This is a genomic window from Micromonospora pisi (genome assembly GCF_003633685.1).
Taxonomy (GTDB): Bacteria; Actinomycetota; Actinomycetes; order Mycobacteriales; family Micromonosporaceae; genus Micromonospora_G; species Micromonospora_G pisi.
Genome location: NZ_RBKT01000001.1, coordinates 7,699,796 through 7,726,401 on the forward strand (window position 1 = coordinate 7,699,796; position 26,606 = coordinate 7,726,401).

28 protein-coding genes and 1 pseudogene are annotated in these 26,606 nt (G+C 67.2%); 14 read left to right on the plus strand and 15 right to left on the minus strand.

The annotated features are described in order from the left end of the window. Positions 1–111 precede the first annotated feature (111 nt). Together BDK92_RS32985 and BDK92_RS32990 are read left to right on the plus strand one after the other, a co-directional pair. On the plus strand, positions 112–1,122 hold the full coding sequence (locus tag BDK92_RS32985) for a helix-turn-helix domain-containing protein (RefSeq protein ID WP_121160253.1): 1,011 nt from the start codon (positions 112–114) through the stop codon (positions 1,120–1,122). Positions 1,123–1,875: 753 nt separating this feature from the next. Further along, on the plus strand, positions 1,876–2,679 hold the full coding sequence (locus tag BDK92_RS32990) for a hypothetical protein (protein ID WP_121160254.1): 804 nt from the start codon (positions 1,876–1,878) through the stop codon (positions 2,677–2,679). A gap of 27 nt (positions 2,680–2,706) precedes the next feature. Here the strand turns inward: BDK92_RS32990 and BDK92_RS32995 are convergent, their stop codons facing one another. The 3 genes from BDK92_RS32995 to BDK92_RS33005 all read right to left on the minus strand — a co-directional run bounded on the left by BDK92_RS32995 (position 2,707) and on the right by BDK92_RS33005 (position 5,339). Then, positions 2,707–3,453 carry an MBL fold metallo-hydrolase gene (locus BDK92_RS32995; protein WP_121162798.1) on the minus strand — a complete coding sequence of 249 codons (747 nt, stop codon included), beginning with the start codon at positions 3,451–3,453 and terminating at the stop codon, positions 2,707–2,709. A gap of 18 nt (positions 3,454–3,471) precedes the next feature. After that, positions 3,472–4,305, minus strand: a complete 834-nt coding sequence (locus tag BDK92_RS33000; protein ID WP_121160255.1) for a hypothetical protein — start codon at positions 4,303–4,305, stop codon at positions 3,472–3,474. Positions 4,306–4,490: 185 nt separating this feature from the next. Beyond that, positions 4,491–5,339, minus strand: a complete 849-nt coding sequence (locus tag BDK92_RS33005; protein WP_211349455.1) for an enoyl-CoA hydratase/isomerase family protein — start codon at positions 5,337–5,339, stop codon at positions 4,491–4,493. Between the two features lie 115 nt (positions 5,340–5,454). On the opposite strand from BDK92_RS33005, the gene BDK92_RS33010 reads away from it, so the two are divergent. Beyond that, positions 5,455–5,904, plus strand: coding sequence for a winged helix-turn-helix transcriptional regulator (locus BDK92_RS33010; protein ID WP_121160257.1), 450 nt, complete (start codon positions 5,455–5,457; stop codon positions 5,902–5,904). A 69-nt stretch (positions 5,905–5,973) separates the two neighbouring features. On the opposite strand, the gene BDK92_RS33015 is transcribed toward BDK92_RS33010, so the two are convergent. From BDK92_RS33015 to BDK92_RS33025, 3 genes are read right to left on the minus strand one after another with little or no spacing between them, the layout of a single operon-like run. Continuing rightward, complete coding sequence (locus tag BDK92_RS33015) at positions 5,974–6,228, minus strand: hypothetical protein (RefSeq protein WP_246017386.1); 255 nt, start codon at positions 6,226–6,228, stop codon at positions 5,974–5,976. Beyond that, positions 6,228–6,617: a hypothetical protein gene (locus BDK92_RS41345; protein ID WP_425462279.1), complete on the minus strand. Its 390-nt coding sequence runs from the start codon at positions 6,615–6,617 to the stop codon at positions 6,228–6,230. Before BDK92_RS41345 ends, BDK92_RS33015 begins: the two co-directional genes overlap by 1 nt. 48 nt (positions 6,618–6,665) lie before the next feature. Continuing rightward, complete coding sequence (locus BDK92_RS33025; RefSeq protein WP_121160259.1) at positions 6,666–6,941, minus strand: hypothetical protein; 276 nt, start codon at positions 6,939–6,941, stop codon at positions 6,666–6,668. A 473-nt stretch (positions 6,942–7,414) separates the two neighbouring features. Here BDK92_RS33025 and BDK92_RS33030 point away from each other — a divergent pair, with 473 nt between their 5' ends. The 3 genes from BDK92_RS33030 to BDK92_RS33040 all read left to right on the plus strand — a co-directional run bounded on the left by BDK92_RS33030 (position 7,415) and on the right by BDK92_RS33040 (position 9,687). Further along, a complete protein-coding gene (locus BDK92_RS33030; protein ID WP_121160260.1) occupies positions 7,415–8,641 on the plus strand; it encodes a helix-turn-helix domain-containing protein in 1,227 nt (408 codons plus the stop codon). 90 nt (positions 8,642–8,731) lie between these two features. Further along, positions 8,732–9,199 carry a GNAT family N-acetyltransferase gene (locus tag BDK92_RS33035; protein ID WP_246017604.1) on the plus strand — a complete coding sequence of 156 codons (468 nt, stop codon included), beginning with the start codon at positions 8,732–8,734 and terminating at the stop codon, positions 9,197–9,199. A 122-nt stretch (positions 9,200–9,321) separates the two neighbouring features. Continuing rightward, positions 9,322–9,687, plus strand: coding sequence for a hypothetical protein (locus tag BDK92_RS33040; RefSeq protein WP_121160261.1), 366 nt, complete (start codon positions 9,322–9,324; stop codon positions 9,685–9,687). Positions 9,688–9,762: 75 nt separating this feature from the next. On the opposite strand, the gene BDK92_RS39380 is transcribed toward BDK92_RS33040, so the two are convergent. Then, positions 9,763–10,236, minus strand: coding sequence for a DUF2716 domain-containing protein (locus BDK92_RS39380; protein WP_170208776.1), 474 nt, complete (start codon positions 10,234–10,236; stop codon positions 9,763–9,765). Between the two features lie 1,445 nt (positions 10,237–11,681). On the opposite strand from BDK92_RS39380, the gene BDK92_RS33050 reads away from it, so the two are divergent. Next, complete coding sequence (locus tag BDK92_RS33050) at positions 11,682–12,344, plus strand: DUF4328 domain-containing protein (RefSeq protein ID WP_170208777.1); 663 nt, start codon at positions 11,682–11,684, stop codon at positions 12,342–12,344. Between the two features lie 200 nt (positions 12,345–12,544). Here BDK92_RS33050 and BDK92_RS33055 read toward each other — a convergent pair whose 3' ends face one another. Both BDK92_RS33055 and BDK92_RS33060 read right to left on the minus strand, forming a co-directional pair. Then, positions 12,545–13,138: a hypothetical protein gene (locus BDK92_RS33055; RefSeq protein WP_121162800.1), complete on the minus strand. Its 594-nt coding sequence runs from the start codon at positions 13,136–13,138 to the stop codon at positions 12,545–12,547. Positions 13,139–13,609: 471 nt separating this feature from the next. Next, positions 13,610–14,269, minus strand: a complete 660-nt coding sequence (locus BDK92_RS33060) for a TetR/AcrR family transcriptional regulator (protein ID WP_121162801.1) — start codon at positions 14,267–14,269, stop codon at positions 13,610–13,612. Between the two features lie 80 nt (positions 14,270–14,349). Here BDK92_RS33060 and BDK92_RS33065 point away from each other — a divergent pair, with 80 nt between their 5' ends. From BDK92_RS33065 to BDK92_RS33080, 4 genes are all read left to right on the plus strand, one after another. Next, complete coding sequence (locus BDK92_RS33065; RefSeq protein WP_170208778.1) at positions 14,350–14,574, plus strand: maleylpyruvate isomerase N-terminal domain-containing protein; 225 nt, start codon at positions 14,350–14,352, stop codon at positions 14,572–14,574. Positions 14,575–14,620: 46 nt separating this feature from the next. After that, positions 14,621–14,932 carry a hypothetical protein gene (locus tag BDK92_RS33070; RefSeq protein ID WP_121160265.1) on the plus strand — a complete coding sequence of 104 codons (312 nt, stop codon included), beginning with the start codon at positions 14,621–14,623 and terminating at the stop codon, positions 14,930–14,932. 233 nt (positions 14,933–15,165) lie between these two features. Next, positions 15,166–16,104: an alpha/beta hydrolase gene (locus tag BDK92_RS33075; protein WP_121160266.1), complete on the plus strand. Its 939-nt coding sequence runs from the start codon at positions 15,166–15,168 to the stop codon at positions 16,102–16,104. 72 nt (positions 16,105–16,176) lie between these two features. Then, a complete protein-coding gene (locus BDK92_RS33080; protein ID WP_121160267.1) occupies positions 16,177–16,914 on the plus strand; it encodes an SDR family NAD(P)-dependent oxidoreductase in 738 nt (245 codons plus the stop codon). A 712-nt stretch (positions 16,915–17,626) separates the two neighbouring features. On the opposite strand, the gene BDK92_RS33085 is transcribed toward BDK92_RS33080, so the two are convergent. Continuing rightward, positions 17,627–18,460, minus strand: a complete 834-nt coding sequence (locus BDK92_RS33085) for an SDR family NAD(P)-dependent oxidoreductase (protein WP_121160268.1) — start codon at positions 18,458–18,460, stop codon at positions 17,627–17,629. Positions 18,461–18,498: 38 nt separating this feature from the next. Beyond that, positions 18,499–18,837, minus strand: a complete 339-nt coding sequence (locus tag BDK92_RS39385) for a hypothetical protein (protein ID WP_170208779.1) — start codon at positions 18,835–18,837, stop codon at positions 18,499–18,501. Between the two features lie 124 nt (positions 18,838–18,961). Here BDK92_RS39385 and BDK92_RS33090 point away from each other — a divergent pair, with 124 nt between their 5' ends. Beyond that, complete coding sequence (locus BDK92_RS33090) at positions 18,962–19,621, plus strand: TetR/AcrR family transcriptional regulator (protein ID WP_170208780.1); 660 nt, start codon at positions 18,962–18,964, stop codon at positions 19,619–19,621. Here the strand turns inward: BDK92_RS33090 and BDK92_RS33095 are convergent. Continuing rightward, entirely contained in the window at positions 19,618–20,271 is a 654-nt protein-coding gene (locus tag BDK92_RS33095) for a TetR/AcrR family transcriptional regulator (RefSeq protein WP_246017388.1), read from the minus strand. The genes BDK92_RS33090 and BDK92_RS33095 overlap by 4 nt on opposite strands. Between BDK92_RS33095 and BDK92_RS33100 the strand changes: the two genes are divergently transcribed. Then, positions 20,243–20,647 carry a nuclear transport factor 2 family protein gene (locus BDK92_RS33100; protein WP_121160271.1) on the plus strand — a complete coding sequence of 135 codons (405 nt, stop codon included), beginning with the start codon at positions 20,243–20,245 and terminating at the stop codon, positions 20,645–20,647. The two genes, BDK92_RS33095 and BDK92_RS33100, sit on opposite strands and share 29 nt — an antisense overlap. A gap of 201 nt (positions 20,648–20,848) precedes the next feature. Here BDK92_RS33100 and BDK92_RS33105 read toward each other — a convergent pair whose 3' ends face one another. The 3 genes and pseudogenes from BDK92_RS33105 to BDK92_RS33115 form a co-directional block, all read right to left on the minus strand. Further along, positions 20,849–21,724 (minus strand): hypothetical protein, encoded by an 876-nt coding sequence (locus BDK92_RS33105; protein WP_121160272.1) that lies wholly within the window; start codon positions 21,722–21,724, stop codon positions 20,849–20,851. 192 nt (positions 21,725–21,916) lie between these two features. After that, positions 21,917–22,756, minus strand: a pseudogene (locus BDK92_RS33110) (LamG domain-containing protein); the annotation flags it as partial. Further along, the gene (locus BDK92_RS33115) at positions 22,650–25,304 is read right to left on the minus strand and encodes a glycoside hydrolase family 95 protein (protein ID WP_246017389.1); all 2,655 of its coding nucleotides are present in this window, start codon (positions 25,302–25,304) and stop codon (positions 22,650–22,652) included. The gene BDK92_RS33115 and the pseudogene BDK92_RS33110, both read right to left, overlap by 107 nt. A 296-nt stretch (positions 25,305–25,600) precedes the next feature. Here BDK92_RS33115 and BDK92_RS33120 point away from each other — a divergent pair, with 296 nt between their 5' ends. Further along, on the plus strand, positions 25,601–26,524 hold the full coding sequence (locus BDK92_RS33120) for an aminoglycoside phosphotransferase family protein (protein WP_121160275.1): 924 nt from the start codon (positions 25,601–25,603) through the stop codon (positions 26,522–26,524). Positions 26,525–26,606: the final 82 nt, after the last annotated feature.

Below are 26,606 nucleotides of genomic sequence, written 5' to 3' on the forward strand. Positions count from 1 at the left end.
AGCTGGCTCAGCCTGCACAACGCCGCGGGTCCGAGGCCCCCGATTGCCAGGACGGCCCCAGCGTGCAACCGTCGGGTCAGTCGGAGACAAAGCGTGGTGGGGACGGGGGCCATGACGTCGCAACAGCTCGTCACAGCGATCAGCACCACGGGGTTGCCGCCACGGCACCGCGCTGAGGCCGTCCGATCCCTGGTCTGGGAATCGGTCGTCCGAGTCGAGATCGAGCACCACGAGCCACCGGAGGGGATCACGGTCGATCTGCGTCTCGGAAGTCTGGCGTCCGTGGGTGTCTGCGCGGTGCGGGCGACATCCACCACCGTCCGGCGGACGGAACGACTGGCCCGCCGCGACGATGACCCGCCGGTGTTCCTCGGGTTGCAGATGTCCGGTACCAGCATCGTCGTCCAGGACGGACGCGAGGCACTGCTGCGGCCCGGCAATTTCGCGCTCTACGACACGGCAGCCGCTTACAGTCTGCTGTTCCGCGATGGCATGGACGCGGTCTTTTTCCGTATCCCTCGTGCCGCACTCGGCGTCTCCGCGCGCCAGTTGCAGGACGCCACCGCGGTCACGTTCGGCTCGGACAGCGCAGTCGCCGAGCTGACCTCCGCATACCTGATTCGACTCGCCGTCACCGAGGCGCTGTCCTACGGCCCGTACGGCGTGCTGATGGGCGATCCCACCGTCGAGCTCATCCGTGCCACCATCGCCGCCCACCTCGATGACTCGGACCTGCACCGAGCGGCAGCGAACGGCAGCCTGCCCTTCCAGGTCATGAGCTACCTACGCACGCATCTGACCGATCCGGAACTCACTCCGGCCACCGTCGCCGCCGCGCACCACATTTCACTGCGGTACCTCTATCAGATCCTTGCCCGCTCCGGCGTGCGATTCGGCGAGTGGCTACGCCACAACCGGCTGGAGGGAGCGCGAAAAGATCTAGCCAGACCGACCCATCCTGCATTGACCATCGCGGCGATCGGACGCCGATGGGGCTTCAGCGACGCCACCCACTTCAGCAAGGCGTTCAAGCAGAGGTACGGCATGTCTCCACGCGACTGGCGCACGCACCAGCAGCAGGAGTCGATGTCGGCCGGACACGTTACCGAAGACATCCGGTGAACTGCGCGACGCAGTGATCCAGGGCCTCGCGCGGACACAGCGTGTCCACGGTGGCAGTACGCGTTCGAAGCGAGCCGAGCGCCGTAATCTCCAGGCCCTCGCCGACCCCGGTCGCGCCCTGCGCGCCTACCCGCCAAATCACCAGAGCAGCCATGCTGAGGATGGCTGGATTGGACAGTGGGCGCGGCGAATTGGAGCGGGACGGCGTGATCGGCCCCGCCGCGACACCCTGCCCTCCCGCACGCGGGCGGCGTCCCGAAGCATGCGGGCCGGGCGGGCCGGGCGGGCCGAGCGGGTCGGGGCGGGCCGGGTCACAGAGGCTCGCCACTGCGATGCCCGGCGCCGCCGCGCTCCTCCTTGTCGGACAACCGCCGTGCTCGATCCGCTCCGTCATCGACGCCACAGGTAAATCTTGTGGACGTCGATCTTTATAACGGCAAATCAGTCGGACTCCCCGCCAAAATAGCGAAAACGCACGGGGTCAGCTTGCTGGGGCGTGCACCGGGCGACCTAATCGCCACAACAGGGCGTGTGGTGACCAGAGATCGTCAGTCCAACCCGTCGGGCAGGATGGCGAGACAACCCAGAACTTCGGCTCATCGGACGAGTTGATGAAGGCAATGGACGTCTAACCTTGGTCGTGCCGAGAAGGCGTGCCCGACCGGAAGGGACGTCATGATATTGAACCCGGTCCGCGATCGTCCAGAGCCCGGCAGCATCCGCAATCGAGAGGGAAAGGTCAGTCTCTGGCGGGTGCCGAACGTCTTCATCGAGCCGCGAGGACTGTTTCTGGGCGCTCACGACCGGCTTATCCAGAACCTCGGCCAAGTTCGGTCGATCACCGGTGTGATCGTGTTGAGCGTGATACCGCTTGCCTACAACCCATTCTTCGTGAACGTACATGGCGAGGTCGAGACCTTCGGTCGAGTGGAACGGTACGACCGTCAGCCAGCTCTGGTGTTTATTTTCACCGAAATTTTCGCCCAGGCAATTATTGGCACCCTGGTCAGCCTTGGTATCGCGACCCTGGTGGGTGCGGCCCTGGTCGCCTGGGCGCGGCCTGGATTTCGGCGTCGCACACTTTGGCAGTTCCGTTGGCCGCTTGTGTCGATACTGGCCTTCGTGGTGCTGTTGGTGGTATTCGTCGCCTCGTTGCTCTATCTCGGTAATCTTGGGAATCGGCTCGCCGTAAACCAGAACGACACTGTCCGTCTCGGCATCATGTTGGGCCTGTTCGGGCTCGGAGCACTGCCGGTGATGTGGATGCTGAACGCCTTCTACCTTGCCTTCACAGGTCTGTTCCGAGCCGAAGACGGTCACCCTCTGCTCGGACCGCTTACGATTCCGCTGGCAGCCTGGGGGATATCCGTTTGGTCACTCACGCATCAGAACGCCAGCGCTGATGAGCTGATCAACATTCCGCCTGGCGTCGCGCTCTGGACGGCTATCCTGGGTCCGACCACCCTTACTCTGCTCTCCGTTGCCACTCTGTGGCGACTGCGCGGTCGCCATCCCGACGACTTTCCATTCCGGAATGGCCCACCTGGTGCACTGTAGCCGGTGGTGCCGCTGAAGCGACTCAACCTAGGCTTTCCTGCGCAGGTAGGTCTCGGCCAACTGGCGAAGGCGTGTCCGGTCGAAGCTGTGCCCGTGGCCGGGATGGACGACGGCCACGTCGAGGTCGGCGAGGAACTCCATGCTTCGCACGTAGGCGGCCACGTCGGAGTTCGGCAGGTCGTCGATCAAGGCACCGTCGTAGATGATGTCGCCGGAATACAGGGTCCCGGTGCGCTCCTCCAGCAGGGCGATGCTTCCCGGTGTGTGACCGGGAAGGTGCAGCACAGTCAGTGTTCGCCCGCCCAGGTCGACTCGGTCGCCGTCGTCGAGCATGCGGTTCAGGGTCATGGGTTCGACGCGGTAGGTAGCCGGGTCGTAGCCGGGACCAGGCAGGACGTCGATCATGAGCTCCGGGACAGGTTCTCCCGCCGCGTCGATCCCCAGTTTGTCGTAGAGCTCCGCGCCGTACAGGCTCGCCGGTACGCCCGCGGCCAGGAGCCCCGCCTCGGCGGGGTGGGCGGCCCGGTCACCGAACTCAGGTGCCCCACCGACATGATCCAGGTGCGCGTGGGTGAGCAGGACCATCGGATCGCGCTCGAACATGCCCGGAATCGTTCCCCGCAAGGCGACGACACCGAGCCCGGCGTCGATCACGATGTCACGGTCGTTGCCGCGCAACCACCAGAAGTTCGCCGATAACAGTTCGTTGACGTGCGGTTCCGTGATCCGGATGACGCCGCTATCCACTTCGGCCTGCGTATACCAGTCGACCATGTCCACAGTGTGCCCCGACTACCCGGCCCGGTGCCGGGCAATAGCGGCGGCGGCGGCCTCGTCGTCCTCGTAGTAGCGCATGAACCGTTCGGCGGAGCCGCCAGCCTCCAGCACGCTCAGCGCGATGGCCCGGACCTCCCGTGCCATGTCGGAGTCGTCCGATCCGCCTGCGTCGTCCGGGATGTCGAGGATGGCAGCCATCACCGGTGTGACCATCGGACCGTGGTGGCCGGAGACTGCCCGCACCAGGTGGGCACGTTGCGGCCAGGTGTCCAGCGAGGGGTACGCGTCGACCAGGGCCTTGAGCAGGTTCTCGCCGAACGGTTGGCGTAGCTTCTCGATTGCGCTGCGGTCGCCGGCCCGAATGGCCGCCAGCAGGGCGCGCAGCAGGCTGGCGTCGCTGATGTCGTACTGCCGGGCTCGGACGTCCTCCACCCGGCTCTCCCCGTTCACGACGGTCACCACGGCGGCAAGCTCGAAGTACCACAGACGATCGGCGTACATCTCCCGTTCGATCGCCCCGGCGAGGTCGTTCTGGCCATGCTCGCGGAGCCGTTCGACGGCGTAGCGGAGGTAGTCGCGGGTGCCGCCGACCACCGTCGTCCCGTACGGCAGACGCCGTCGCGGCAGTTCGTACTCGCCGGCCAGCGCGGTGACCACGAGCAGCCGCTCGCCGTCGTCGCCCGGCACCCGCCACACCGCATCGAGCTCGTCGGGCTCGATCGGCTCGCTGTCCGTACCCCAGAGGCGTACCGCTCCGGGAAACACCTGTTGCACATAGCTTGTGGCACACAGCCGGGCGATCGTCCGGTCCGCCACCCACACCGCGCGGCTCGCCGCTTCGTGATCCATCCGGCCTCCAAGGTTCGCCACGATCCCGGTGTCAGCCCGACAGGTTACCGCTGAGAAAGGGCCGGTGCTTCGGCGAGGCTCTCCGTCAGAGGGCGTGGCCGAGAACGTGAGCCAACGGCTGAGGGCTCCTGCCGGCTCCCCGTACGGGTGTCGGCAGGAGCCCTGTATGCCGTGACCAGAACCGGTCAGTTCTGCACCCCGGCGTCGCCCTTGTACTGCGCTACGTGATGACCAAGACGGAGTTCGCCATCGCCGGGCTGCTGTACACCGAGCTCGAACAACGCTGCCGCGCGAGCCTGGGTGCCGGGGCGGGAGAAGGAGGCGAAATAGCCGTTGAGGGCGGCTACAAACTCGTCGTCCGACGGCAGGTCGACGCGGTTGACCAGCGCCTTCGTCTCCACGATCGCCTGCTTCTCGAAGCCGGCGATCCGGCTGGCGAAGCCGTCCACGAACTCGTCCAACTCGCCGTCGGGCAGGGCCCGGTTGACGTACCCGTACCGCTCGGCCAGGTCGCCCGGGAAGTCGTCAGCGCCCAGTAGCACCTCCAGCGCACGGCCCCGTCCCATCAGGCGAGGCAGCCAGGCCGTCGTGCCACCGCCGGGCACGGCGCCCAACCCGACCTCGAACTGTCCGAGTACGGCACGCTCCCGGCTGGCGAACCGGATGTCGCAGGCCAGGATGAACTCGCTGCCGGCGCCCCGGACTCGTCCGCGCACCGAGGCGATGGTGACGACGGGCAGCCGGCTCAGCCGGGTGAAGAGGTCGGTGTACGGGTGCATGCCGCGCCGCTTCGAGCTTTCGGTCGCCATGCCGACGACGGTTTGCGGATCGGCGGCCATGTCCCAGTGGGCGATGAAGTAGTCGGGGTTGGCGCTGTCGAAGACGACGACCTGCACGTCGGGATCGGTCTCCAGGCGTGACACGAGGGCGTCGAGTTCGTAGAGCGTGTCCGGGTCCATCAGGTTCACCGGACCGTGGTCGAAGGTCGCCGTCCAGTAGGTGGCGCTGTTCTGGCGTACGTGGATCTGCGGCATGTGGATCTCCATTGCTTCGTGGGGTGACGGCGCTCGGGTGGGGGCCGACCCCTGACTTTGAAGTTCAAAGCTAGCACGTGACTTTGGAATGCCAAGTTAGATGTAGGCTGGCTCCGTGAAGAAGGTGACGCTTGATCAGGAGTACCCGGTCTGTTCCATCGCCCGGAGCCTGGAGATTCTTGGCGAACGCTGGACCTTTCTCATTGTCCGCGAAGCTATGTCCGGAAAGACCCGGTTCGGAGAGTTCACCGACGCGCTGGAGATATCCACCGACCTGCTCAGCAACCGCCTGGCCACCCTGGTCGAGGCCGGCATCATGGAAAAGCGCCCATACCAGCAGCCGGGACACCGCCTTCGGTACGAGTACCACCTCACGCCCGCCGGCGAGGAACTGCGGATCGTCCTCGGTGCGCTTCAGCAGTGGGGCGATCGCCACTGCGCACCGGCCGCCGGACCCAGTGCGCAGCGTCGCAGCCGCAGCACCGGCGGGCAGCTCGAAGTGGCGTTTGTCGGCGGCGACGGCAAAGCGGTCGCCCTCGACGACGTGACATTCGTCGCCACCTAGCCGCTATGGGCGGATTCAGTCGGCAACGTCGTCCCGATCATCCTGCGGAAGTCCTGCCATGAGTGCTGTTCAGCGTTCTTGACGGGGTCGGTGGCGGGTTGGTGCGGGTCGGAGGCCGGCGACCTGGACGTACAGTTCGCGTTTTTCGGTTGCTCGTCCTCGTTGGTCGAGGACGTAGCCGGTGAGCCAGATCCAGCCGTCGCAGGTGGGTTCGCGGGCGCGGGTGATCAGTCGGACGATCAGTGCGCGGTCCCCGGCGAACTGGACGCTGGCCCGCTCGTCGATCACGAGGACGTCGCCGGGTCGGGGCAGGGGGCCGAACATCAGGGGAGCGGGATGGGGAAGCCGGGTGGTTCGGGTGAGATGCGGACCCAGCAGTCGGTGTGTTCGCCGCAGGTGGGGCAGCGTCCGCCGGGGTCGGGGGAGTGGGCCTTGGCCAGCTCATAGGAGCTGACGAGAACGTCAACCGAGGTGTACGGGGACGCCTGCTCGTCGCTGCGGATCCAGCCGACGAAGCGGTTGTGCAGCCAGCCGCTCGGCACGTGCCGCAGGTCCTCGGCGGCGACAACGAAGAACTGCGCCAGGTAGAGCCCGAGCGACACCCGACTGCCGTCGAACTCGGCCCGCAGCTCACGCCGCCGCGTCACACATGGCCAGTCGCCGCCGCATCCCGAGCACACCCAGGTACGCGCCATCGGGTTATGCGTACTCACCCCTGCTCCTCCTGACATATGAGGGGTTGACGTACTTGTTTGTGCTGTTCACGGCTTCGGGACCTGACGTGTGATCGCGGCCAGCCGGACGAGGAGTTCGAGGCACGGGACCCGACAGTCGGACGACTCCCACTCGCATTCGGGAGCGTGTCCGGTCACCCACACCTCGTCCGAGCGAACGTGTACGCGATCGAGGTGGACCCGGGACACGACCACGTTGACGACCGCGCCGGGCAGGAAGCCACGGCAGTGCGACCACTCGCCCGGCATCAGCCGAAGGACCGTGCCGACGGGTACGTGTGGCAGCCCGGTCGGGGTCGTCACGATCGACGCCTGGCGCCGTAGCAGAACCAGCAGCCACGGTTACCGCGCCACCGCGACAACCTCGGGTCCTTTGAGGACGGCGAGTCAGCCGGGCGGTCTTCCGACGAGTCGCTTTGGGCTGCTACCGGCTCGACTTCCCGGTGATAGCCGGCCCGCTCCGGATACTGCGTCGCGGGGCCGATCCCGTCGTCGTCCGGCTCGTACGGCCCACTGAACCACCGCCACCTGGCCATCGGCCCCAGTCCAATCTTGATTGGTGATCAACTAAGACGTCGTGACTGAGACCGAGGTCCCATGCCAGCCGCCATGCCCGGTCTGCCTGTCGTCGTCATGTCGCAAAGTGAGCCCGGCCTTATCCCGGAGCTCGACATGCCTCAAGAGGGGAGGTGCACACACAGCGTCACCGGTAGCCTGCATAGAAAGAACCAGTGAGCAGTAAGCCCACGCCGCAGCCCACAACTCGGAAGTGAATCTTGAGCGGATTCGGCAACGTCCTGAGGCGGTTTCGTAATCAGCGCGGCCTCTCACTTCGGGGCCTGTCTATGCTGGTCAACTACGACTTCGGGTATCTGGGCCAGCTTGAGCGGGGCGAGCGTTCGCCCACGGCCAAGGTCGCCAGCGCATGCGACAAGGCGCTTGACGCCAACGGCGCAGTGGTGGACGCGTACGAGCGAGCGGCGTTAGATGACGGCATGCAACGCCGTACGGTGCTTCGGGCACTCAGCGCCCTCGCGGTGGGGGGTGGCCCGCCGCTCGTCGGCCTGGAGGCGCTTCGTCAAGGGCTCGGTCACGCTGTTGACGGCGAGGACCACGACGAGTGGCAGCAAATCGCACTCGACTACGGCCGCGCCTACTACCTGACACCGCCCGACGTGCTGATGGAGCAGGTCACCGCAGATCTTGCTGTGCTGCAAGCAGTAATGGTCGAGGCCAACAGCAGGCAGAAGACCAGCCTGTCGCGAGCTACTGCCCAGCTCTCGGTGATTATCGCGATGACCTTGACCGCGACAGGCCGGCTGCACATGGCCCACCGCTGGTGGACGACCGCCCGCCGCGCTGCTGATGAGTCACGCTGCCTGGACACACAGGTGCTGACGCGGGCGTGGGACGTGACTAATGGCTGCTACGACGGGCGTCCACTGGCCGAGGTGATCGCCCGTTCTGACGAGGCCATCGCTCTCGCTGGTGACCGAGCAACCGCCGGGTCGGCTGGGTTGTACGCCGGCCGTGCACAGGCACTCGCACTCGCCGGGCGCGACGACGAAGCACTCACGGCAGTGCGACAGGTCGCCGAGATCACGGCGAGACTTCCATCCGAGATCACCAACGACGCTGCATCGTTCTGGGCATGGCCCGAGCACCGCCTCCGCCACACGGAGTCGTACGTCGCTACCCACGTCGGGCACCTCGCCGACGCCGACGCCGCCCAGGACAGAGCGCTAGTCCTATACCCGGAATGCCAAGCCCGGCTCAGGACACAAGTCTCCCTGCACAGGGCATCGTGCCTGATCCAGAAGGGGCACATCGGAGAAGGGCTTCGTTTCGCCGCTGACCTACTGGATGACCTACCGGTGGAGCAGCACAACAAGCTGCTGTACGAGGTAGCCCGGCAGGTGATGGCGGTGGTACCGGCGTCGGAGCGTCGGCGTACCGAACTCGGCGACCTGGCGGCCCGCCTGCCGATCACCTCGACTGCCTGAGAGGTATCGCTCGTGTCCATCTCGTACAGGCACTACACCGGCCCATCGTCGGCGCCGTGGGTCGATCGGCTGGTCGACCTATATGCCGTCGTGTACGCCGAGCCCCCGTATGAGGAAGGGCCCGAGGAGGTAGAGGGCTTCCGGGCCAAGCTCCCAGAGGACATGTCTCGCCCTGGTTTCGAATTGGTGATCGCAACTGACGATGAGTTTCTGATCGGAGCTGCATATGGATGGACGATGCCAGCGGGCACATGGTGGTCCAAGGCGGACCGTGAGCCACCGCCTGATCTGAAGGCCGCTGAGAAACTAGCGATTATGGAGTGGATCGTTTACCCAGGGCGGCGGGGCCAGGGGATTGGAGCGCAGCTAATTCGTCGCCTGATCAGTGGGCGATCAGAGTCGTGGGCGACTCTGGCATCTGATCCCCGTTCGATCGCCAGAGTGATTTACGGGCGCGCGGGCTGGGGCGATGTCGGTAAGTCCGTGTTGCCATGGGGTCCGACCATGGACCTACTGGCCCTGTCGCTAGCCTCGATCAACGGCGCACCCCGGCGTTGATCGATGAACCGTACGTTAGCAGCTGCGTTGTCATCGCCACCGAGACGATCTACATCGCCGTACCGGTTGGAAACTGCCTTTTGTCGGGACGCGGCGGGACGACCTGGAGAAAGGGATGGGTGATGAGAACGGAAACCATGCTCGGCCTGCTCGCAGTTGAGGAACGTCTCGTCCTCGATTCGGGCTACCGCATTGATGCGGCGTCGCGCAGTATGTACCAGCCGGTCAGTACGCCACTGCGCAACGATGGGATCTTCCGGCACTGGATGCTCCGGGGCGAGACGTACCGCCTGGAGCACGACGGCACCGGCTGGCGAGTCCACAACGACCTGTTCGGCCACCACGAGTACCGCCTGGTCGACGCCCAGGATGCCCAGTACGTCGCTCAGCTCCCACTGGGCGCTGGCGAACTGCACTTGGAGGCGGGAACGCGGTACGAGATCCGTACCATCGAGCCGATGGGGCCTTGGGCTCTCTACTCACTCTGACTCGGTGGGCCATGATCTCCCAAAGGAGATGCAACGCCTGGTCTTGTGCCTGGCCTCGACCGCGTCACCGCCCTGTCATTGGTTGGTGCGCTTGAGTGGCAACCAGCTTGTGAGCATCGGGACCAGGGCGGTCGCCAGCGGCTCGCCGAAGACGCAGAGTGTCTGCTCCCATGGGTGGCCAAAGGTGCCCATGGTCATCTCCTCGGTGAGAAAGATGTGGTAGTCACCGTTTGGAAAAACCTCGGTCTGCCACTGCGGATCCGGCTGGCAGGCGAGCCGGTCCGGCCAGAACCGGTGCGTCTGGTGCTGCCAGTCGAGCACAACGATGCTGGTACCTGGTTCGAGTACGCGCACCAATGCGAGCAGCGTGAGGCTGTTGATGGCGCGGACTCCGGCGGCGAACTCCGGGTGGCTGGGCGCGGCGAAGATCGGGCCGAGGTCGACCGTGACCGACGGCGCGGGCTCGGCGATCGCCGGCCCGGAGGACATGCTGGGCCGGAAGTCGAACCGCTGGCAGAACGGCATCCAGTACTCGTCGTCCGCGTCCATGGAAATCGGGTTCCAAGCCGGCTGTGACTGGGGGCACGAACTCGGTGATGCGGTCGTGGGATCCGTAGACGATGCTGGCGATCTTTTCCTGGACGGCGCGCAGGACGGTGATGGTGTCCCGGTCCGAGAAGCCGGTGTCGCTTGCCCAGTCGCGTGACCATCCCAGGGTCTCGCTCGAAAACGCCAACTCTGTCGCGAGCAACACGCGCCGGCAGTCACGACGTGACACGCGGCTGCCCTTATCAAGCAGGCCGGCCAGCCGAGCCACGTCCGACCGAAGTGCCGAGTGGTCGACATATTCGAGTAGTCGGACGACATCGTCCTTGCCGCTCGGTCGTTCCCACTCCATGACGCCGAATCGAAGCAGCTCCCGCTCAACCGAGGTCAGCCCGGTGAGGTCAACCTGCGCGTCCATGTCCATACGGCCGATCATCCAGCATCATGTGCGCCACCCCTCCGGGGCCTGCCGGCGCCCCCAGAGGGCAGCGAGGGACCCGACCGGGTCTCCAGTGTTCTGAACGCTTCCCCGTTTGGCATGCCGTCCCGTCCGCATTGGGCCGCCCGTGTGTGCGTCGGCCTCGTCGCCAGAGTTCTTCGAACTCCTCCGCTGTGACTGGTTCGAGGGATGGCTCACCACTGCACGGGGCCTCAGGGAAGGGCGCATCCGGAACGGCGCCGTACCGGCGTTCGTAGGTGATGACCGCAGCGGCGCCACCGGTGTCTCTGGCACGGAGCACCTCCTCAAGCGACGCCGCAGCGGCGATGACCTGGTCCCTGTCCTGCACTTCCACGTGGCGCCTCGACCACCGCTCGCCGTCGAGTTCGTCGTAGCACCACAGGTCTTCGTCGGGGCAGTACCAGCGGACGTAGGTCATCACTCCGCCAGTATCGGCTTTGGCGTCGTACGGGTAGTGGGTGCACAGTCATATCGATACCGTCGGTCTCGTACTCGTCGATGGGCCGACCATGCCGTTGCCGGGGCTGGTGGACCCGGCCGGTCGCATGGAGTAGGTCGATGACTCACCCGGTGAGGCCCAGGGCGCCCGCACTCAGCACAACCGTACTTTCCGGGTAGCGCGGCCGGTGACGTCGTTGGGCATCTTGCCATGCCGCAATCGCGGTCAATTTCCCGATCTGCTGGGCGGCGGCGGTTGTCGTCCGAGCTGGGGTTTTTGTCGAGACACCGGCAATGGGGGATGGTCGTGGCCGCTTCGCGGATGTGAGCTGAGTCGCGCTGAAAAAGGTCGCGGAACGGTAGGCGGATCCGTACGCTGACGCGGCTAATCACATCGGAGGAAAACTGTATGAGCTGTCAGACCTGCCATGCCGAAATGACGCCGGCAACCGTGGAGTGCGCAGTCTGCGGCACCCCGACGGGTGCCCCGGCTGTTGTTCCCGGGGCACGTACGTACCGTCTGGGTGGTGTCGGGCGGGCGGCATCGATTTTGATCGGTCTCGCGGTGGTGGCCGACCTGCTGATCGCTGTCTGGACGATCGTGGGTGGTCAGTTGGTTCAGCGTGCGATGCGGGACCTCGACCCGGACGCCATCAACGTTGCTGCTCTTGTCTCGGCTCTGGTCGACCTGGTGTCTGTCGTTCCGTTCATCGCTGCCGCTGTGCTGGTCATCGTCTGGTGCTACCGCGCGCGGGTCAATCTGGACGCGTTCCCGGGTGCCACGCCGACGCTGCGTAGGGGCTGGGCGGTCGCCGGCTGGCTGGTGCCGTTTGTGAACCTTGTCGTTCCGGCGCGTGTGATGGCGAACATCGCCCGGGACAGCCTGTGGCGGTCGGATACGCCAACCCTGGTACGGATCTGGTTCGGTAGCTGGCTGGTCTACCTGTTCGCCGACCAGGGGCTCACGCGCTCCGGGAACCGGGACTTCGACGCACTGCCGAGCACCCTCTACGGTCCCGGCGACTACCAGATGTACGTCGACTACTACTCCTCCGCGCTGGTGCCGAGCCTGCTGGTGGCGGCGCTCAGCGCGGTGGCCGGCGTGTCCATGGTCCTGCTGATCAACCGGGTGTCGACCGCGCAGGACACCCGAACCGGGCGCGGTGTGCCGGCCGCACCGGTGATGCCCGGCATGCCAGTCGCGGGCGCCTGAGCGACTGCGTGGCCTTTCCCTGGAGGGCGTCACCGAGAAGCGGGTCCTCGCTGGCGGCCGTCCGTTCCTTCGGCAGGAGGCACTCGGCACGCCGCTCGACCTGCCTGCGGTCACTGCTCTCTGCACTCATCGCACACCCATAGCCCCGACCGGCGGCAACCGCGACACCCCGGCAGCCGCCGGGGTGTCGCGTCGTCGGGTCAGCCGGCCTGCGGTGGGAACCACTCGACGACGTGGAAATTGCCAGTCTCCAGCGTCTCGTACGGCGCTCCGCTCAGGCAGAGGGGGACCGACTCGGTGCTGCCGGCGTCGAGGGCCCAGCTGTACCCGACCCGGTCGCGACGTCCGTTGTCGTACACCGTGAACCCCTTCCGGACGCCGAGAAACTCGGGAAAGCTGCTCTCCGTGACCACACCGGTGGCCACCGCCACCGGTCCCGCGACGATCAGGCAGTCGATCCGCCCGGAGAACCATCCACCCTCGCCACCCTCGTAGTGGCTGACCCGGAAAGTGCCACGGGCGGCGGTGGCGAAGCCGTGCGCGTCGAAGGCGAAGCGGACGTCCTGCCCGTCCGCCCGGTACGTCTTGGCCGCACCCACCAGGCTCGGCTCGGTCGGTTCCGGTCCGGGCCTGAGGCCGCCGTCCGGGCGCGGATCCCCTTCCTGCTGCCCGACAGCCGTCGGTGCCGGGGTCGGGGTCGCCGCCGAGGCCGGCACCGATCCCCAGAGCGTGGCCGACAGCGTGAGCGCCGACGCGCCGGCCAGGACGCTCCGCCACCGCGGTGTTCGAGTCATGATGGTCTCCTCCTGTGGATTCGGTTCCCGGGCGCTGGCACGCCCGAATCCACGGTCGTGCAACCGCCCGCCGGACGACTCCCTCCAGCGGGGGAACCGCCTCCCCCGTGGGAGGAAGGCGGTGAAGACGGCGCAGGCCCGGTTCGCGGTGACCGGGCGGGCTGGTCGGTCCGACTAGTACTGCAACCCGATCTCGTTGCCCGATGGGTTCTGGCTTGTTTGTCCTTTGTGTTGACGGTTGAGTGGTTGAGTCGTGGCGGACGGGTCTGGAGGATCTGTTCGCGTGTTTAGCGGGCAGGTTCTCGCGGGTGGTGACGAGTTGCGGGCGGGTGCGGCCCGGCAGGGGTTTGCGCTGCCGGCGTCGGTCGAGTGGTGGCGGGCGGCCCGGCCGGAGCTGCCCGAACATCCCACCGCGGCCCAGCTCGAGGCGTGGATCGAGCTGGCCGAATCAGAGCCGGCTACAGGTATCAATCACGAAAGACCAGATGCCTGGTCGCTGGAATCGAACGGACGGGGTGTGTGCACGAGGCCGTTGAGCACGACGGTCAATCCTCGCTCGAATTCCTGGCCGGTGAACGCGGCGCCGACTGGGGCCAGTTTCGAGAGGGTCGGGAGTGCGTCGGGTGCGAGCGCTGCGACGCGTTGGGCGGCGGAGCCGGCATCCTCCTCGCGCGATAGCCGGCCAGCCAGCTCGGCTTGCGCGATACCCATGACAAAGGCTGAGACGGTGCGGAATGCGACGAACAGGTCGACGCCATCCAGACCGCCGCGTGCCAGTGCTGCCGCGAGTGCCTCGGCTGGGGCAAGGCTGGCGCGGGACGAGGTGCGGCGGGTGAGTACAAGCGGGATGGCTGCCGGATGCGCGCGGAACGTTCGCCATAGGGCGGTGGCCACCGCGCGCGTGTCAGCCACCCAGTCGTCGGTTGGTTCCGGCATCTCGACGAGGGCGGAGACGGCGTCGACCACGAGTTCCTCAAGGGCTTCGCGGCTGTCCACGTAGTTGTAGAGAGTCATGGGGCCCGTCTGCAGGGACGCCGCGAGAGAGCGCATGGTGAGCCCGGCCAACCCGTCCCGGTCGACGATCGCCAGCGCGTGTTGCTGGATGTCCGCGAGGGTGAAACGGGCTCTCATGCTGACCACTCCCGACTTAGGTACGACGTACGCGCTGACGGTACTATACGTACAGCGTACGTATAGTGAGGAGGGGTTCTGTGATCATCACGTACACGAGGGACCTGGGGCTTCCGTGTCGGTCACAAGGGTGGACCGGCTTCGATGATCTTCTTCGGTATCAGGGCGACGCGTTCGTTGCTTTCCGCCCGAAACCTACCGATGAGGAGTGGGAGCGGTCCGGCCTTTGCGTGGGCTGGACCAACGAGGACGTGCTCGCCCACCTCTCGCTCGGCCTGCGTCTTCCACTGCTCGGCTCTTGCTGACGGTGGCGCGGCGGCGGGCATCGGGCACCTGCTGCCGGCACCACTGATGCTCGGTGACCATGTCATCCATCACCTCGGCATCGCGTTCGCAGTCGGTAGGCCCGGCGTCCTGTCATCGCGGGTGACCCACGCGGTCCTTGCCGTCGCGACGCGTGTCCCGAACCCGTTCATTCCCGCTCCTACCCGGGCCCATGGCCTCACGATCCCCGGCGCAGACACGACGTGGTCCCGTTCGTCAGACCGCCGTCTCGAAGTCGTGGGACCGGGCGAGAGCATCATCTCCGTCCTTGCCGGCCAACGTCACGCCATCGCCGGCCTGACGGGCGACGGCGTCGTCACCCTGGCGAGCCGGCTCTGAACCGGACCCCGGCGTCATTGGGTCCAGTCGTACTTCCGGGGCCATTTCCCGGACCGAGGTGTCCCAGATCACTTGACACGTACAAGGTACGCGAGCCAGGCTTACGTACGTTGTACGTGTCCCGTTGGTGGCATACGAAGTGCCGTTCCGCGAGAAGCAGACGGATCCCGGCTGGCTGGCCCGTTCAGAGCGCAGCGGACCGGGGCCAATTTCACTACAAATTAGAGGATTACATGTTCAGCATCGACAAGGAACTTTTCGAGGCCGCCAGCGCGATCGCAGCCGCCGCCCCACCCACGCCGCCGGTCGTCGATGATTGGAAGACGCGGCGGGCGAATATCGACGCCCTTTACAACGGACTGGCTGCCGTCGCCACACCCGACGACAGTATTGAGATCGTGGACTTCACCGTGCCGTCTTCGGATGGGCACGCCATTCCGCTACGCCTCTACAAGCCGGAGAACGTGCCGAACGCACTTGTTGTCTATGTCCATGGAGGTGGCCTCATCGCCGGTGGCCTCGACGGTTACGACCATGTTTGCCGCCGTTACGCCTCGGAGGCCGGGGTAGCGATGATCGCGGTCGACTACCGCCTGGCACCCGAATCACCGTTCCCGGCGGCGGTCGAAGACTGCGTCACCGCGGTCCAGTGGGCAATCGAGCACGCCGCGGAGCGCGTACCCGGGGCCTGCGTCGCGCTCATGGGAGACTCCGCCGGAGGCGGCCTCGCCGCAGCGACTGCACTGGTGTGTCGCGACCGTCAGATCGGGCCCTTGGCCGCGCAAATCCTCGTCTACCCGATGCTCGACGACCGCACCGCAGTCGCCGACCCAGCGGTCGAGCCGTTCCTTGCCTGGACGGTGGCCGACAACATCACCGGCTGGCGGGCCTACCTGGGCGACAAGTACGGCACCGACGACGTGCCTGCTTCCGCTTCCGCCGCCCGCGCAGGCTCACTCCACGATCTGCCAACGGCTTACCTCGAAGTCGGCCAACTGGATCTCTTCTGCGCGGAGACGGTCGCCTACGCCACGCGACTCATGGAACACGGTGTGGCCGTGCATCTGTCGGTGCGCCCCGGCGCATTCCACGGCTACGACCAACTCGCACCCACCTCCCGCATCGCACAGAGCGCGTTCGCAGATCGTGTCGCCTTCCTTCAGGGCCTGTAGCACCGACCGCTTTCCGGCCCACGTCATCCGGTCACATCCCAGATCGTCAGAAACCACCAGCAAGGAGATCCCGTGAGCACCAAGACCGCCCTCATCACCGGCTCGACGCGCGGAATCGGCCGCGCCACCGCGCTCAAGCTCGCCCGCAACGGTATTCGTGTCGTCGTCTCCGGCCGCGATACGCAACGAGGGCAGGAAGTAGTGGAGCAGATCCGCTCCGAAGGAAACGAGGCTCACTTCGTCCGCGCGGACCTGCGTGATGCACAGTCCGCGGTCGAACTCGCGGCCAAGGCCACCGAGGTCGCCGGCGGAGCCCTCGACATCCTGGTGAACAACGCGGCGATCGGGGCCGGTGGCCCGACCGCGGGCACCGAGGAGTCGACCTTCGACGCGGTGCTGGCCACCAACCTGAAGGCCCCGTTCTATCTGGTCGCGAACATCGCGCCCGCGATGGCCGCACGCGGCAGTGGAGCGATCGTCAACGTGTCCACACTCGCCGCCGAAGTCGCGCTCCCCGGTCTGTCGGTCTACGGGGCGAGCAAGGCAGCCCTGGACCTGCTGACCAAAAGCTGGGCAGCCGAGTTCGGCCCTGCCGGCGTGCGCGTGAACTCTGTCAGCCCCGGCCCGACCCGTACTCCGGGATCCGAAGCCTTGGGAGAGTACCTGCAGCTGCTCGCAGCGCAGGCCCCGCTGGGCTTCGTCGCCAATCCGGAAGACATCGCCGCAGCCATCGCGTTCCTCGTCAGCGACGAGGCACGGTTCGTCACCGGCACCGTGCTGGACGTGAACGGCGGCCGCACCATCGTGTAGGAACGGGTGAAGCTCAGATACCGGCGGTGATGGGTTCGTGGTGCCCAAGACCACCATCAAGTGGCGCCCGACCACAACCCCGAAAGAAGCTCTGTGCGCGGCATCCATCATCAACCTCGCCTCGTCTGAGGATCCTGGCGCGGGCCTTCGTTGACGGGCCTTCGTTGACGGGCCTTCGTTGACTCCGGCCACCCGCACATACCGGCGCCGACCAGGAGGGCTGTACGGAGAGCCGGTCGAGCCCCGTCGTGTACGCGCCGTGGCCAGCTTCCAGCCGTTGCGGTGATCGGCGTAGTCGAGGCGGCGTGCGAGGCCGGTTTCACCGCCGACCCGGCGGGACGCTCCGGTGGAGTGGTCGTACCCGGCAGAGGCGAGAGGTGATCATGTCCGCCGACAGGCTGTCCGCCCGTCAGCGGACATGATCACTGGGGTCCGTTGCTGCCGCCAGTAAGCTCCCGTACCAAATCGACGCCCTGTTCCGGCCGTACTCCCGCCCTGGCCATCTTGGGCAAGGCCGGCATTGCAGCCGCCGCGTCTGCCGAGGGCGGTCTTGACCAGGTGGACGCGCAGACCCCGTTGGCGACTGCGGCTCCGTTGACCGCCACCACGGGTCGCGTCGTGCCGTGGCGGCCCCGTCCGACGACGGTGTCGGGCGCCTCTTGAGGGGTGCCCGACACCGTCGTCCAACCGAACCCTGGGCAGGGTCCCAACCTCAGGCTGGTGAAGTGCCCTGTGCGAGCCGGGCGAGGTGATCCCACTCCTCCCACAGGGCAATTCGGCGCGCGTACTCTGGACGAAGCAATTTCAGGCCATTCGCGCCGAACAACACTCGGAGCGGTGGATTGGGGTCATCAGCAACGGCGAGCATCGCCTGGGCGGCCGCAGCCGGATCGCCCGGAGCGATTCCGGTGCCCTCGAAGCCCGCCATCAGCGCCTTGCGGGCATGGTCGTACTCGGGCATCTGCGGAGCGGGAGTGCCGAGTTCGCTCGGGAACGTGAGTGGCTCGATGAGTGTCACGTGAACGCCGTACTCCGAGACTTCTGCCGCCAGAGCCTGGCTCAACGCCTCCAGCGCCCACTTTGTTGCATGGTAGGTCCCCATGACGGGGGTGGCGATGACCCCACCCATGGACGAGATCTGGATGATACGGCCGCTGCGACGCTCCCTCATATGCGGCAGAACTGCCTGGGTCGCGTACAGAGCGCCGAAGTAGTTGACCTCCATCTGCACTCGTGCCTGCGCCGCGCTGACTTCCTCGATGGCGCCCATCACCGCCTGCCCTGCGTTGTTGACCAGGATGTCGATTCCGCCGAGTCGGTCTTCGGCAGTCTCGATCGCCTGATGCACCGCCGCCTCATCCGTGACATCGAGTTCGAGCGGAAGAACCAGGTCGCCGTAACTCTCAACGAGAGGGCGCAACGCGTTGGCAGATCGTGCGGTCGCAGCGACACGGTCGCCGCGGGAGAGCGCGGCTTCCGCCCACCGGACGCCCAGGCCTCGCGAGGCTCCCGTGATGAACCAAGATTTGGGGGTGTTTGTCGTCATGCCAGGGAACTCCTTATCACTTTCACTATCTGTGGATGTCAGGCTCGGTGCATCGACGGCCAGGCCGGGCGAGTGGTCTCGCTTGCCGCGTCGATCGCGACGAGCAGCTCCGGAGGAAGCGGCGCGCTCTGCACCGCGTCGAGGTTCTGGACGAGATGTTCGGGTCTGGACGCATGCCGTCGCCGTGTGCGGCGCCGAGGCGAGAGTGGTGCACGAGCCAGCGCAGGGCAGCGCCGGTGGGTGAGACGCCCAACGCGGTAGCCGTGGCTATGGAAGTGATCGAGCATCCGCCTCGCCGTGGAGACGTCGCGGACGCGCACTCCTCTGCCGTGGTAGCCGAGTGTCATGGTGCCGAAGATGATCCGCTCGACGGGCACAGAAGTCCTCCTCATCCACCTGGGCCGATATGTCCACGGAAACGGAGAGACATCTCCGATACAGCCACGGTACCATAGCGGAGACGCGTCTCCGATTCCTGGGATACGTGATTGGAGAGGACGTATGGACGAGAGCACACGCCCAGCCCAGCCGCCCGATGGACGGGCACGGCGCAAGGACGCGGAGCGGAACCGCTCTGCGCTCATCGCCGCCGGGAGCGAGCTGTTCGACGCGGCAGGGCTGATGCCGACGCTTGACGACGTCGCACGACGAGCCGGAGTCGGTGTTGGCACCGCCTATCGTCACTTCCCCAACAAGTACGCGCTCGCGCAAGCAGTTTTCGCCGAGACGGTCGAGACAATGCTCGAAGCCGCAGAGCGCGCGGCAACGATGGAGGACGCGGCCGGCGGACTTGCGGCCTTCTTCGAGGCGGTGCTCGAACCGCAGGCGAACAAACGCGCCCTCGGGAAGCTTTTGAGAGGCGTGCCGACTGAGGACTCTGGAGCCGGCGACGTCCGGGCGCGTGTCGAGCGCTGCATCGACCACCTGTTGCAGCGCGGTCGCGAGCAGCGGGTGATCCGGGCCGACGTCGCAGCCACCGACATCGGAGTCCTGATGTCCCTGATGGCCTACCTCATCGAGACCTTCGGCGAGGCGAACCCACGGCTCTGGCGCCGCCTTCTCCCGATTCTCCTTGATGGCCTACGTGCGGACGCGCCGACGTCGCTTCCAGGGCAACCATTGAACACATCTGCGTTCCTCAGCCGCCTCACCGCGGGCTAGCCGCGGCATCCACCCTGACCGACCTGTTTCAGGCCGGCGAAGATGACCGCTAGCGTACGGGCTTGCAGATGCTCTCCCCATCCGCCGTGCAAGGCGCCCTGGCACACGCTTGCAAGGAGCGCCATCACCTCGGGTAGCTGTACCGAGTCGGCGACGGCTTCGGCGGCCTGGGCCTGTTTCAGCAGGCTGCTCACCGCCTCCTCCAGGTGACTTACCGCCTCCGAAAGCCGGATGTCCACTCCGGATTCGGCGAGCAGGTCGACGGCGGTCTTCTTCGCTGCGGCCTGCGCCACCACGTGCGTGAAAAACGCGAAGAGGTCATGTTTTCCGGCCTCCTCGACGAGCTGCGCGAGCAGTCGTTTCATGATCGCGGCGAGCAGGTCGTTCTTGGTGGGGAAGTGACGGAAGACCGTACCAATGGCAACGCCGGCCCTCCGGGCCACCTCCTCGGTGGAGGCGCGGGCGCCGAACTCGGCGAAGACCGCCTCGGCGGCGTCCAGGATGCGTGCTCGGTTGCGCTGCGCGTCGGCACGCAGCGGCGACCCCTCTACCAAAGTGAGCCTCCACTCATTATTCTCGGGTGTACAAGTCGAGTCATCACTCATTATTCCGGAGGGCGACATGACACCAAGCGAGATCTTCGACAGCATGCGGGCCCGGTGGCTCGCGAACCTGCCCACCTACGAGGCAGACTCGCTCGCCGACGACGTGGTGATCGAGACACCGTTCGCCGGACCCGGCCGCCCTACGCGTACCGAGGGGAAGCAAAGGGTCCTTGAGTACACGCAGGCGGGTCGGGCGGTGTTCCCGGTCCGGTTCGACGACTGCCGCAACGTGGTCGTGCACGAGACCGCTGACCCCGAGGTGATCGTGGTCGAATACGAACTGGTCGGCACGCACACGGCGACCGGGGTAACCGCCTCGGCACCCTTCATCGGGGTGCTGCGCACCCGGCACGGCAAACTGGCCCACTGGCGCGAGTACCAGCACACCCTCGCCATCGCTCAGGCCGTCGGTCAGGCATAAGCCTGGATCAAAATCGGGCTGCCCAGGCGATGAGCGGAGCCAGCCGGCAGCCCAGCGCCGCATACCATCGCGTCCGGCGCCAGGGCTACCGACGATCAACGCCGCGCGGGCCAGCCCACCGATGACATAGCCCTGCTGGCGATCCGCGCCGCCGAAGGCGACGCCGCGAACGGGTTTTGATCACAGCGTCGACCGGGGCGGTCAGCCGGCCTCGTGGTTCCGCTCCGGCTCAGACCTGTGTCTGTGCGGTGACCCGGACTCACCGCTCGGTCCCGGTCCGGCCCCGCCGGTCGGGTCCGGCCCACCCTGCTCGCCGGTCAGCTCTGCGTCGGGCTGATAGCGATATGCCGCCTCACGTACCGCCGAGTCGGACTCTAGTCCGGCGCCGAGCGCGCCGCCGACCGTCGCCAGCGAGCTGGCCAGCCAGCCCAGCTTGACCTGGTGGGCGACGCCGGCGGGTCGGCCGGTGGATTCGGCAAGCAGGTCCCAGGGGACGAGGGCGATCGCCCCGATGATGGTCAGCGCGGCGAGCGTCGCGTACAGCGCGAGGACGCCGATCACCACGGTGAGGACGGTGACCACGTTGAAGAGGACGACCTGCTCCCGGGCGCCCGGGCCGCGCGGAACCCGCTCCCAGAGGTGCGCGCCGAGCACCATGGTCAGCACCACCGCCAGGACCGAGCCGGCCGCGAGCAGGGCGAGCCGCAGGTTGCCCAGGGCCGCCGACAGCTGCCAAATATCGGCGCTCACCAGGGCGAGGACGGCGGTCGCGAAGGCACCGACCAGCAGCCGGGAGAGCCGGGCGGCCAGCCGCCACGGCCGGTTCGCCCGGAGCATGCCGAGCAGCAGCCGCAGGTTGCCGCCGATCACCCCGGCCAGCAGGCCGATGCCGGACGCCTGGTGGTTCACGCTCGCGCCGAGTTCCCGGGCCCGCCGTGCGGTGGCCAGGCGCCGGCGGCGCGGGCCGGCCCGTACCGGGTCGCCGACCGCGTCGGTGTCGCCGAGCAGCGCCGCGAGGAGCCGGTCCCCGGCCTCGGCCATCCGCCGGGCCACGGCGACGGGGCCGAGCGCGGGCATGGAAAGGACCGCGACGCCGTGGGTGATGCTGGCGTGCGCGGATCTGCCCCGATTCGAGCGCAAGCCGGCCGTCGATTAGTAGGGACGCCGGGTCTGGTGCTCGTTGACTAACGCGCCCTCAACGGCTGAGGGCTCCTGCCGGCTCCCGGTACGGGAGTCGGCAGGAGCCCTGTTTGCGTACGGCGGTGCTGGTTAGCCGAAGGCGCGGGTCTGCCAGCCGACGATCTGGTCAGCGGGAAGCGCCGTCGGGAAGATGGCGACCCGGTCCAGTTCACCGGTCAGCCGCTGGCCGCCGTCCTGGTCGGCGGCGAACCGCAGCTCCCGGGTGGCGCAGCCGATAATCCCGCCGTCCGGCACCTTCGCCGTACCGGCGACCTGACCGTCGACGTAGACGGTGATCGCACCGTCGTCCGCCATGGTGACGACCAGGTCGATGAACCGGTTGGTGGGCAGGGTCGCGGTGCTGGTCACGCCGTTGCCGGCGCCGATGAAGCGGAGCTGGTTGCTCGGCGTCAGGTCGATCAGCACCCCGTCGGTGCCCGGGTTGCCGCCCGGCTGGAAGTCGAACAGCCGCCGGTAGCTACCGGTTGTCGTCACCTTCACCTCGGCCGCGAACGTGGCCGTGTTCAGGTAGCCGAGCGTCGTCGGGGTCGTACGCAGGTAACGCGTGCCATTCAGCGCGAGCGCGCTGCCGGTGGGGCCGGCGTTGACGTACTCGGCTCCGGTCTGGACCGTCGCGGTGCGTCCGTTCGGGGAGCGGTCCGCGATGGTGTTGCCCGAGCTGGGGTCCCAGGCGACGAGCGGGTGTGCCGGGTTCGGCACGTCGCACGGCGGCGGGATCGGCAGGGCGACGGTGGCGCTGGCGGTGGCCCGCCACGCGTCGTTGATCAGTCGTGCTTCCAGTCGGGACGCACCCGGTTCGGCCTCACGGGTCGGGGCGACGGTGAAGGCGTACACCTGAGAATCGCCGGGGCGGAGCTTCGGGGTGGCGATCTGGCCGGGGCGTACGGTCCAGCCTTCCGGCACGGCGAGCTTGACCGTCGAGGCCGGCACGGTGGCCGTACCCGATGCCTTGACCACGACCGTGACCTGCGGACTGGCCGACCTCCAGGGTGGCCGGGGCGGTGATCGCCAGGTCGACCTGGGCGGTCGCGACGTACGTGTGGCCCTTGACGGCCTCGAAGGTGACCTTCTCGCCGCCACCGGTTGTGGTGATCTTCCGGCCGCTGGCCGCGTCGACGATCTGGTACGGGCCGGTGAACATCGAGTTCCGCAGGCTGATGCTGCCGTTGCGCCCCGCCGTCACCTTGATCTCGTCGGCGGCACCGCTGGACCAGCGTACGTCCACGGTGTTGTCGCCCTGGGCGCGCAGCCCGCTGACCGAGCCGTCCGCCCACTTGCTCGGCAGTGCCGGCAGGACCTGGATCTCACCGGTCTGGCTCTGCAGCAGCATCTCGGCCATGCCGGAGGTGGCACCGAAGTTGCCGTCGATCTGGAACGGCGGGTGGGTGTCCCACAGGTTCGCCAGGGTGCTGCCCTTGAGCTGCTCACTCAGCATCTTGTGCGAGTGGTCGCCGTCGAGCAGCCGAGCCCAGAAGTTGATTTTCCAGGCCTTGGACCAGCCGGTGCCACCGTCACCACGGGCGGTGAGTGAAACCTTGGCCGCCTCGGCGATCTCCGGGTTCTTCGTCGGGGAGATCTGCGAGCCCGGGTGCAGGGCGAACAGGTGCGACACGTGCCGGTGGGTGTCGGTGGGGCTGTCCAGGTCGAGTTTCCACTCCTGGAGCTGACCCCACGAGCCGACCCTGATGCCCGGGTCGAGGTTCGCCAGCGCGGCCTTGACCTCGTTGCGGAACGTGCCGTCGCCGCCGACGATGCCGGCCGCCTCGATGGTGTTGGTGAACAGGTCCCAGACGATCTGCTGCGACATCGACGCACCGGCGGTGAAGTCACCGTTTTCCGGCGAATAGCTGGGGGAGACCACCAGCTTGCCGTCCCGTGGGTCGACGATCAGCTCGTCCATCCAGAACTTGGCCAGTTCCTTCATCATCGGGTACGCCCGCTCACGCAGGAACTTTTCGTCCTTGGTGAACTGGTAGTGCTGGAAGTACGACTGCGCCAGCCAGGCGCCCGCCTCCGGGAACCAGAACGACTGCGGGTAGTTGTGCAGGCCGGTGAAGCCCCACGGGTTCGTCTCGTTGTTGACCACCCAGCCCCGGTTGCCGTAGATCTGCTCGGCGGTGACCTGGCCCGGCGCCACCATCGAGTCGACGTAGTCGAAGAGCGGGGCGGTGGTCTCGGAGAGGTTCGTGACCTCCGCCGGCCAGTAGTTCATCTGCAGGTTGATGTTGACGTGGTAGTCGGCGTCCCACGGCGGGTTGGTCGAGTTGTTCCACACGCCCTGGAGGTTCGCCGGCAGCGACCCGGCCCGCGACGAGGCTACCAGCAGGTAACGGCCGTACTGGAAGAACAGGGACTCCAGCGCCCGGTCCGCCGCCGCGTTGCCCTTGTCGTAGTTGCGCAGCAGGTCGTCGGTGGGGATGTTCGGCATGACCTGGCCGAGATCCAGCTTCACCCGGTCGAACAGGGCCTGGTAGTCGGCCTGGTGGGTGGCGAGCAGGTCGACGTACGACTTCGCCGACGCCGCGTCGACCCGACCGGTGACCGCCGCGTGCGGGTCGGTGCCCCGGTAGGTCGGGTAACGGCCGGCGTAGTCGGTGCCGGCGGCGAGGACCAGGGTGGCGGAGTTCGCGCCGGCCACGGTCACGGTGCCGTCCGTCCCGTCGGTACGCGTACCGCCGTCGTTGTTGACCTGGATCTGCGACTCGTACCTGAGCTTGTTGTCGTTCAGCGCCCCGGCGAAGGTGATCCGGCCACCGGTGGCGGTGGTCGACTTCGACCGGTTGTTCGCCGCGCTGACGCCAGCGGTGAAGCCGACCTTGCCCGGCTGGTCGGCGCTGAGCCGCACCACCAGCACGTTGTCCGGGTTGCTGGCGAAATACTCGCGGGTGTAGCGGACACCCTCGTCAACGTAGGAGATCTTCGCGACGGCGGTGCCGATGTTCAGCTCGCGACGGTATTCCTGCACCGTGCCCGGGTCTTCGGTCAGCCGCAGCGACAGGTCACCGAAGCTCTGGTAGGAACCGAAGCTGCTCTTCGGCTGGCCGAGCCGGTTCGCCACCTCCTGCGGGGAGATGCGGCCGTTCTGCGCGATCAGCGCCTGGACGTCGGCGATCGCGTTCGGGCGGGGCGAGGTCCAGTTGCCGAAGTTGTAACCGGGCGCGCCCGGCCCACCGGTCCACAGCGTCTTTTCGTTGAACTGCACCGTCTCGTTCGCGACCCGGCCGAAGACCATGCCGCCGAGTGCGCCGTTGCCGATCGGCAGCGCCTGGGTCTCCCAGTCGGTGGCCGGCTCGTCGTACCAGAGGGTCAGCGGGTCGGCCCCGGCTGCGGCGGGGCCGGTCTCCGGGGCCGCGAGCGGCGTCGGCCCGGCAAAGGCCGGCACGGGTACGGCAACAGCCGCGGCCAGCACCCCGGCGAGCAGGGTACGGGGCAGCAGTCGTCTTCCTCGTGATTGCACCAGTTGCGGCGGTTGCGGTGGTTGTAGTGCTTGTGCTGGTTGTGCTGCTTGCGGTGGTTGCGGGGTCAAGGGGGCCTCCGGAATCATCCGAGGTACTGGTGGTGGCGACCATGATTTGCACGCTTAAAAGCGGACTAATGGCAGTACGATGCTGCGAGGCATCCGATGTTTAATCGGCAGGTTACGGATTGAACATCGAGGAAACAAGACCTGCGATCGCCTCACCAGTAAGGTCCACACCCGACACCACCCCGGACAACGCCCCGGGAACCGGTGCCGCTGGCAGAATCCGCAGCATGTCCAGTGATGTCGCCATCCCGCCCGTCTTCCAACGCAACGTGGTCGGGAACTGGGGCGCGGACGGACAACGCTGGCTCACCGAACTCCCGTCGGTGATCGACGCCGTCAGCCGCGACTGGGACCTTGAACTGGGCGCCCCGTACGCACTCAGCTTCAACTGGGTCGCCCCGGTCAGACGCGCCGACGGCTCGGCGGCGGTGCTGAAACTCGGCGTACCGGAATCCGGCCACCTCGCCGACGAGGCGGCGGCGCTGGAAAGCTACGCCGGCCACGGCGCCGTACGCCTGCTCGCCCGCGACGACGACCGGGGCGCGCTGCTGCTGGAGCAGAGCGCCCCCGGCACCCCGGCCAGCACCCTCGTCCCCGATCACGACGAGCAGGCGACCGCCGCCTTCGTCGAGGTGGCGCGGCGGCTGCACCAAGCCCCGTCGTCGGGCTGCCCGCTGCCGGAACTGGCCACCCGGGGAGAGGCGTTCTCGGCCCACCTGCGCGCGCACCCAGACGACCGGTTGCTGCCCCGGCTCCTGGTCGAACGGGCCGCCCGGCTCTTCGACGAACTCTGCGCCACCGCCACCGACCGGGTCGTCCTCCACGGGGACCTGCACCACGACAACATCCTGCGCGCCGAACGGGAACCATGGCTCGCCATCGACCCGCACGGGGTGATCGGCGACCCGGGCGCGGAAGTCGGCCCACTGCTCTACAACCCCGACCCGTCCCGACGTGACGACAACCTGCTCGCGCTCGTACCGGCCCGGCTCGAACAGGTCGCCGACGGCCTGCGGCTGCCGCCCGAACGGGTCGTCGCCTGGGGGTTCGCGCTCTGCATGCTCTCCGAGGTGTGGGACGTGGAGGGCGGCGGGACCTCCGCCGGTCGGGCCCTCGACGTAGCCCTCACCCTCCTGCCCCACCTACCCTGAGATCACCAGTTCGTCGGACGTTGGTTCCCGGTTGCTTGGTTTGGTTCTCGGTTGGTTGGTTAGGAAGGGCCCCTTCCTATAC

Excerpts from the sequence above, each read along its gene's own strand:
- BDK92_RS33090 (WP_170208780.1), top strand. The coding sequence starts at position 18,962 with ATGGACGAGAGCACACGCCCAGCCCAGCCGCCCGATGGACGGGCACGG.
- BDK92_RS33070 (WP_121160265.1), top strand. The coding sequence starts at position 14,621 with ATGCTCGGTGACCATGTCATCCATCACCTCGGCATCGCGTTCGCAGTC.
- BDK92_RS33005 (WP_211349455.1), bottom strand. The coding sequence starts at position 5,339 with ATGCCGCAGATCCACGTACGCCAGAACAGCGCCACCTACTGGACGGCG.
- BDK92_RS33060 (WP_121162801.1), bottom strand. The coding sequence starts at position 14,269 with ATGAGAGCCCGTTTCACCCTCGCGGACATCCAGCAACACGCGCTGGCG.
- BDK92_RS33095 (WP_246017388.1), bottom strand. The coding sequence starts at position 20,271 with ATGCTGTCGAAGATCTCGCTTGGTGTCATGTCGCCCTCCGGAATAATG.
- BDK92_RS33040 (WP_121160261.1), top strand. The coding sequence starts at position 9,322 with ATGAGAACGGAAACCATGCTCGGCCTGCTCGCAGTTGAGGAACGTCTC.
- BDK92_RS33075 (WP_121160266.1), top strand. The coding sequence starts at position 15,166 with ATGTTCAGCATCGACAAGGAACTTTTCGAGGCCGCCAGCGCGATCGCA.
- BDK92_RS33015 (WP_246017386.1), bottom strand. The coding sequence starts at position 6,228 with ATGTTCGGCCCCCTGCCCCGACCCGGCGACGTCCTCGTGATCGACGAG.
- BDK92_RS33055 (WP_121162800.1), bottom strand. The coding sequence starts at position 13,138 with ATGACTCGAACACCGCGGTGGCGGAGCGTCCTGGCCGGCGCGTCGGCG.
- BDK92_RS33100 (WP_121160271.1), top strand. The coding sequence starts at position 20,243 with ATGACACCAAGCGAGATCTTCGACAGCATGCGGGCCCGGTGGCTCGCG.
- BDK92_RS33120 (WP_121160275.1), top strand. The coding sequence starts at position 25,601 with ATGTCCAGTGATGTCGCCATCCCGCCCGTCTTCCAACGCAACGTGGTC.
- BDK92_RS33000 (WP_121160255.1), bottom strand. The coding sequence starts at position 4,305 with ATGGATCACGAAGCGGCGAGCCGCGCGGTGTGGGTGGCGGACCGGACG.
- BDK92_RS33105 (WP_121160272.1), bottom strand. The coding sequence starts at position 21,724 with ATGCCCGCGCTCGGCCCCGTCGCCGTGGCCCGGCGGATGGCCGAGGCC.
- BDK92_RS32985 (WP_121160253.1), top strand. The coding sequence starts at position 112 with ATGACGTCGCAACAGCTCGTCACAGCGATCAGCACCACGGGGTTGCCG.
- BDK92_RS32995 (WP_121162798.1), bottom strand. The coding sequence starts at position 3,453 with ATGGTCGACTGGTATACGCAGGCCGAAGTGGATAGCGGCGTCATCCGG.
- BDK92_RS39380 (WP_170208776.1), bottom strand. The coding sequence starts at position 10,236 with ATGGACGCGGACGACGAGTACTGGATGCCGTTCTGCCAGCGGTTCGAC.
- BDK92_RS33085 (WP_121160268.1), bottom strand. The coding sequence starts at position 18,460 with ATGACGACAAACACCCCCAAATCTTGGTTCATCACGGGAGCCTCGCGA.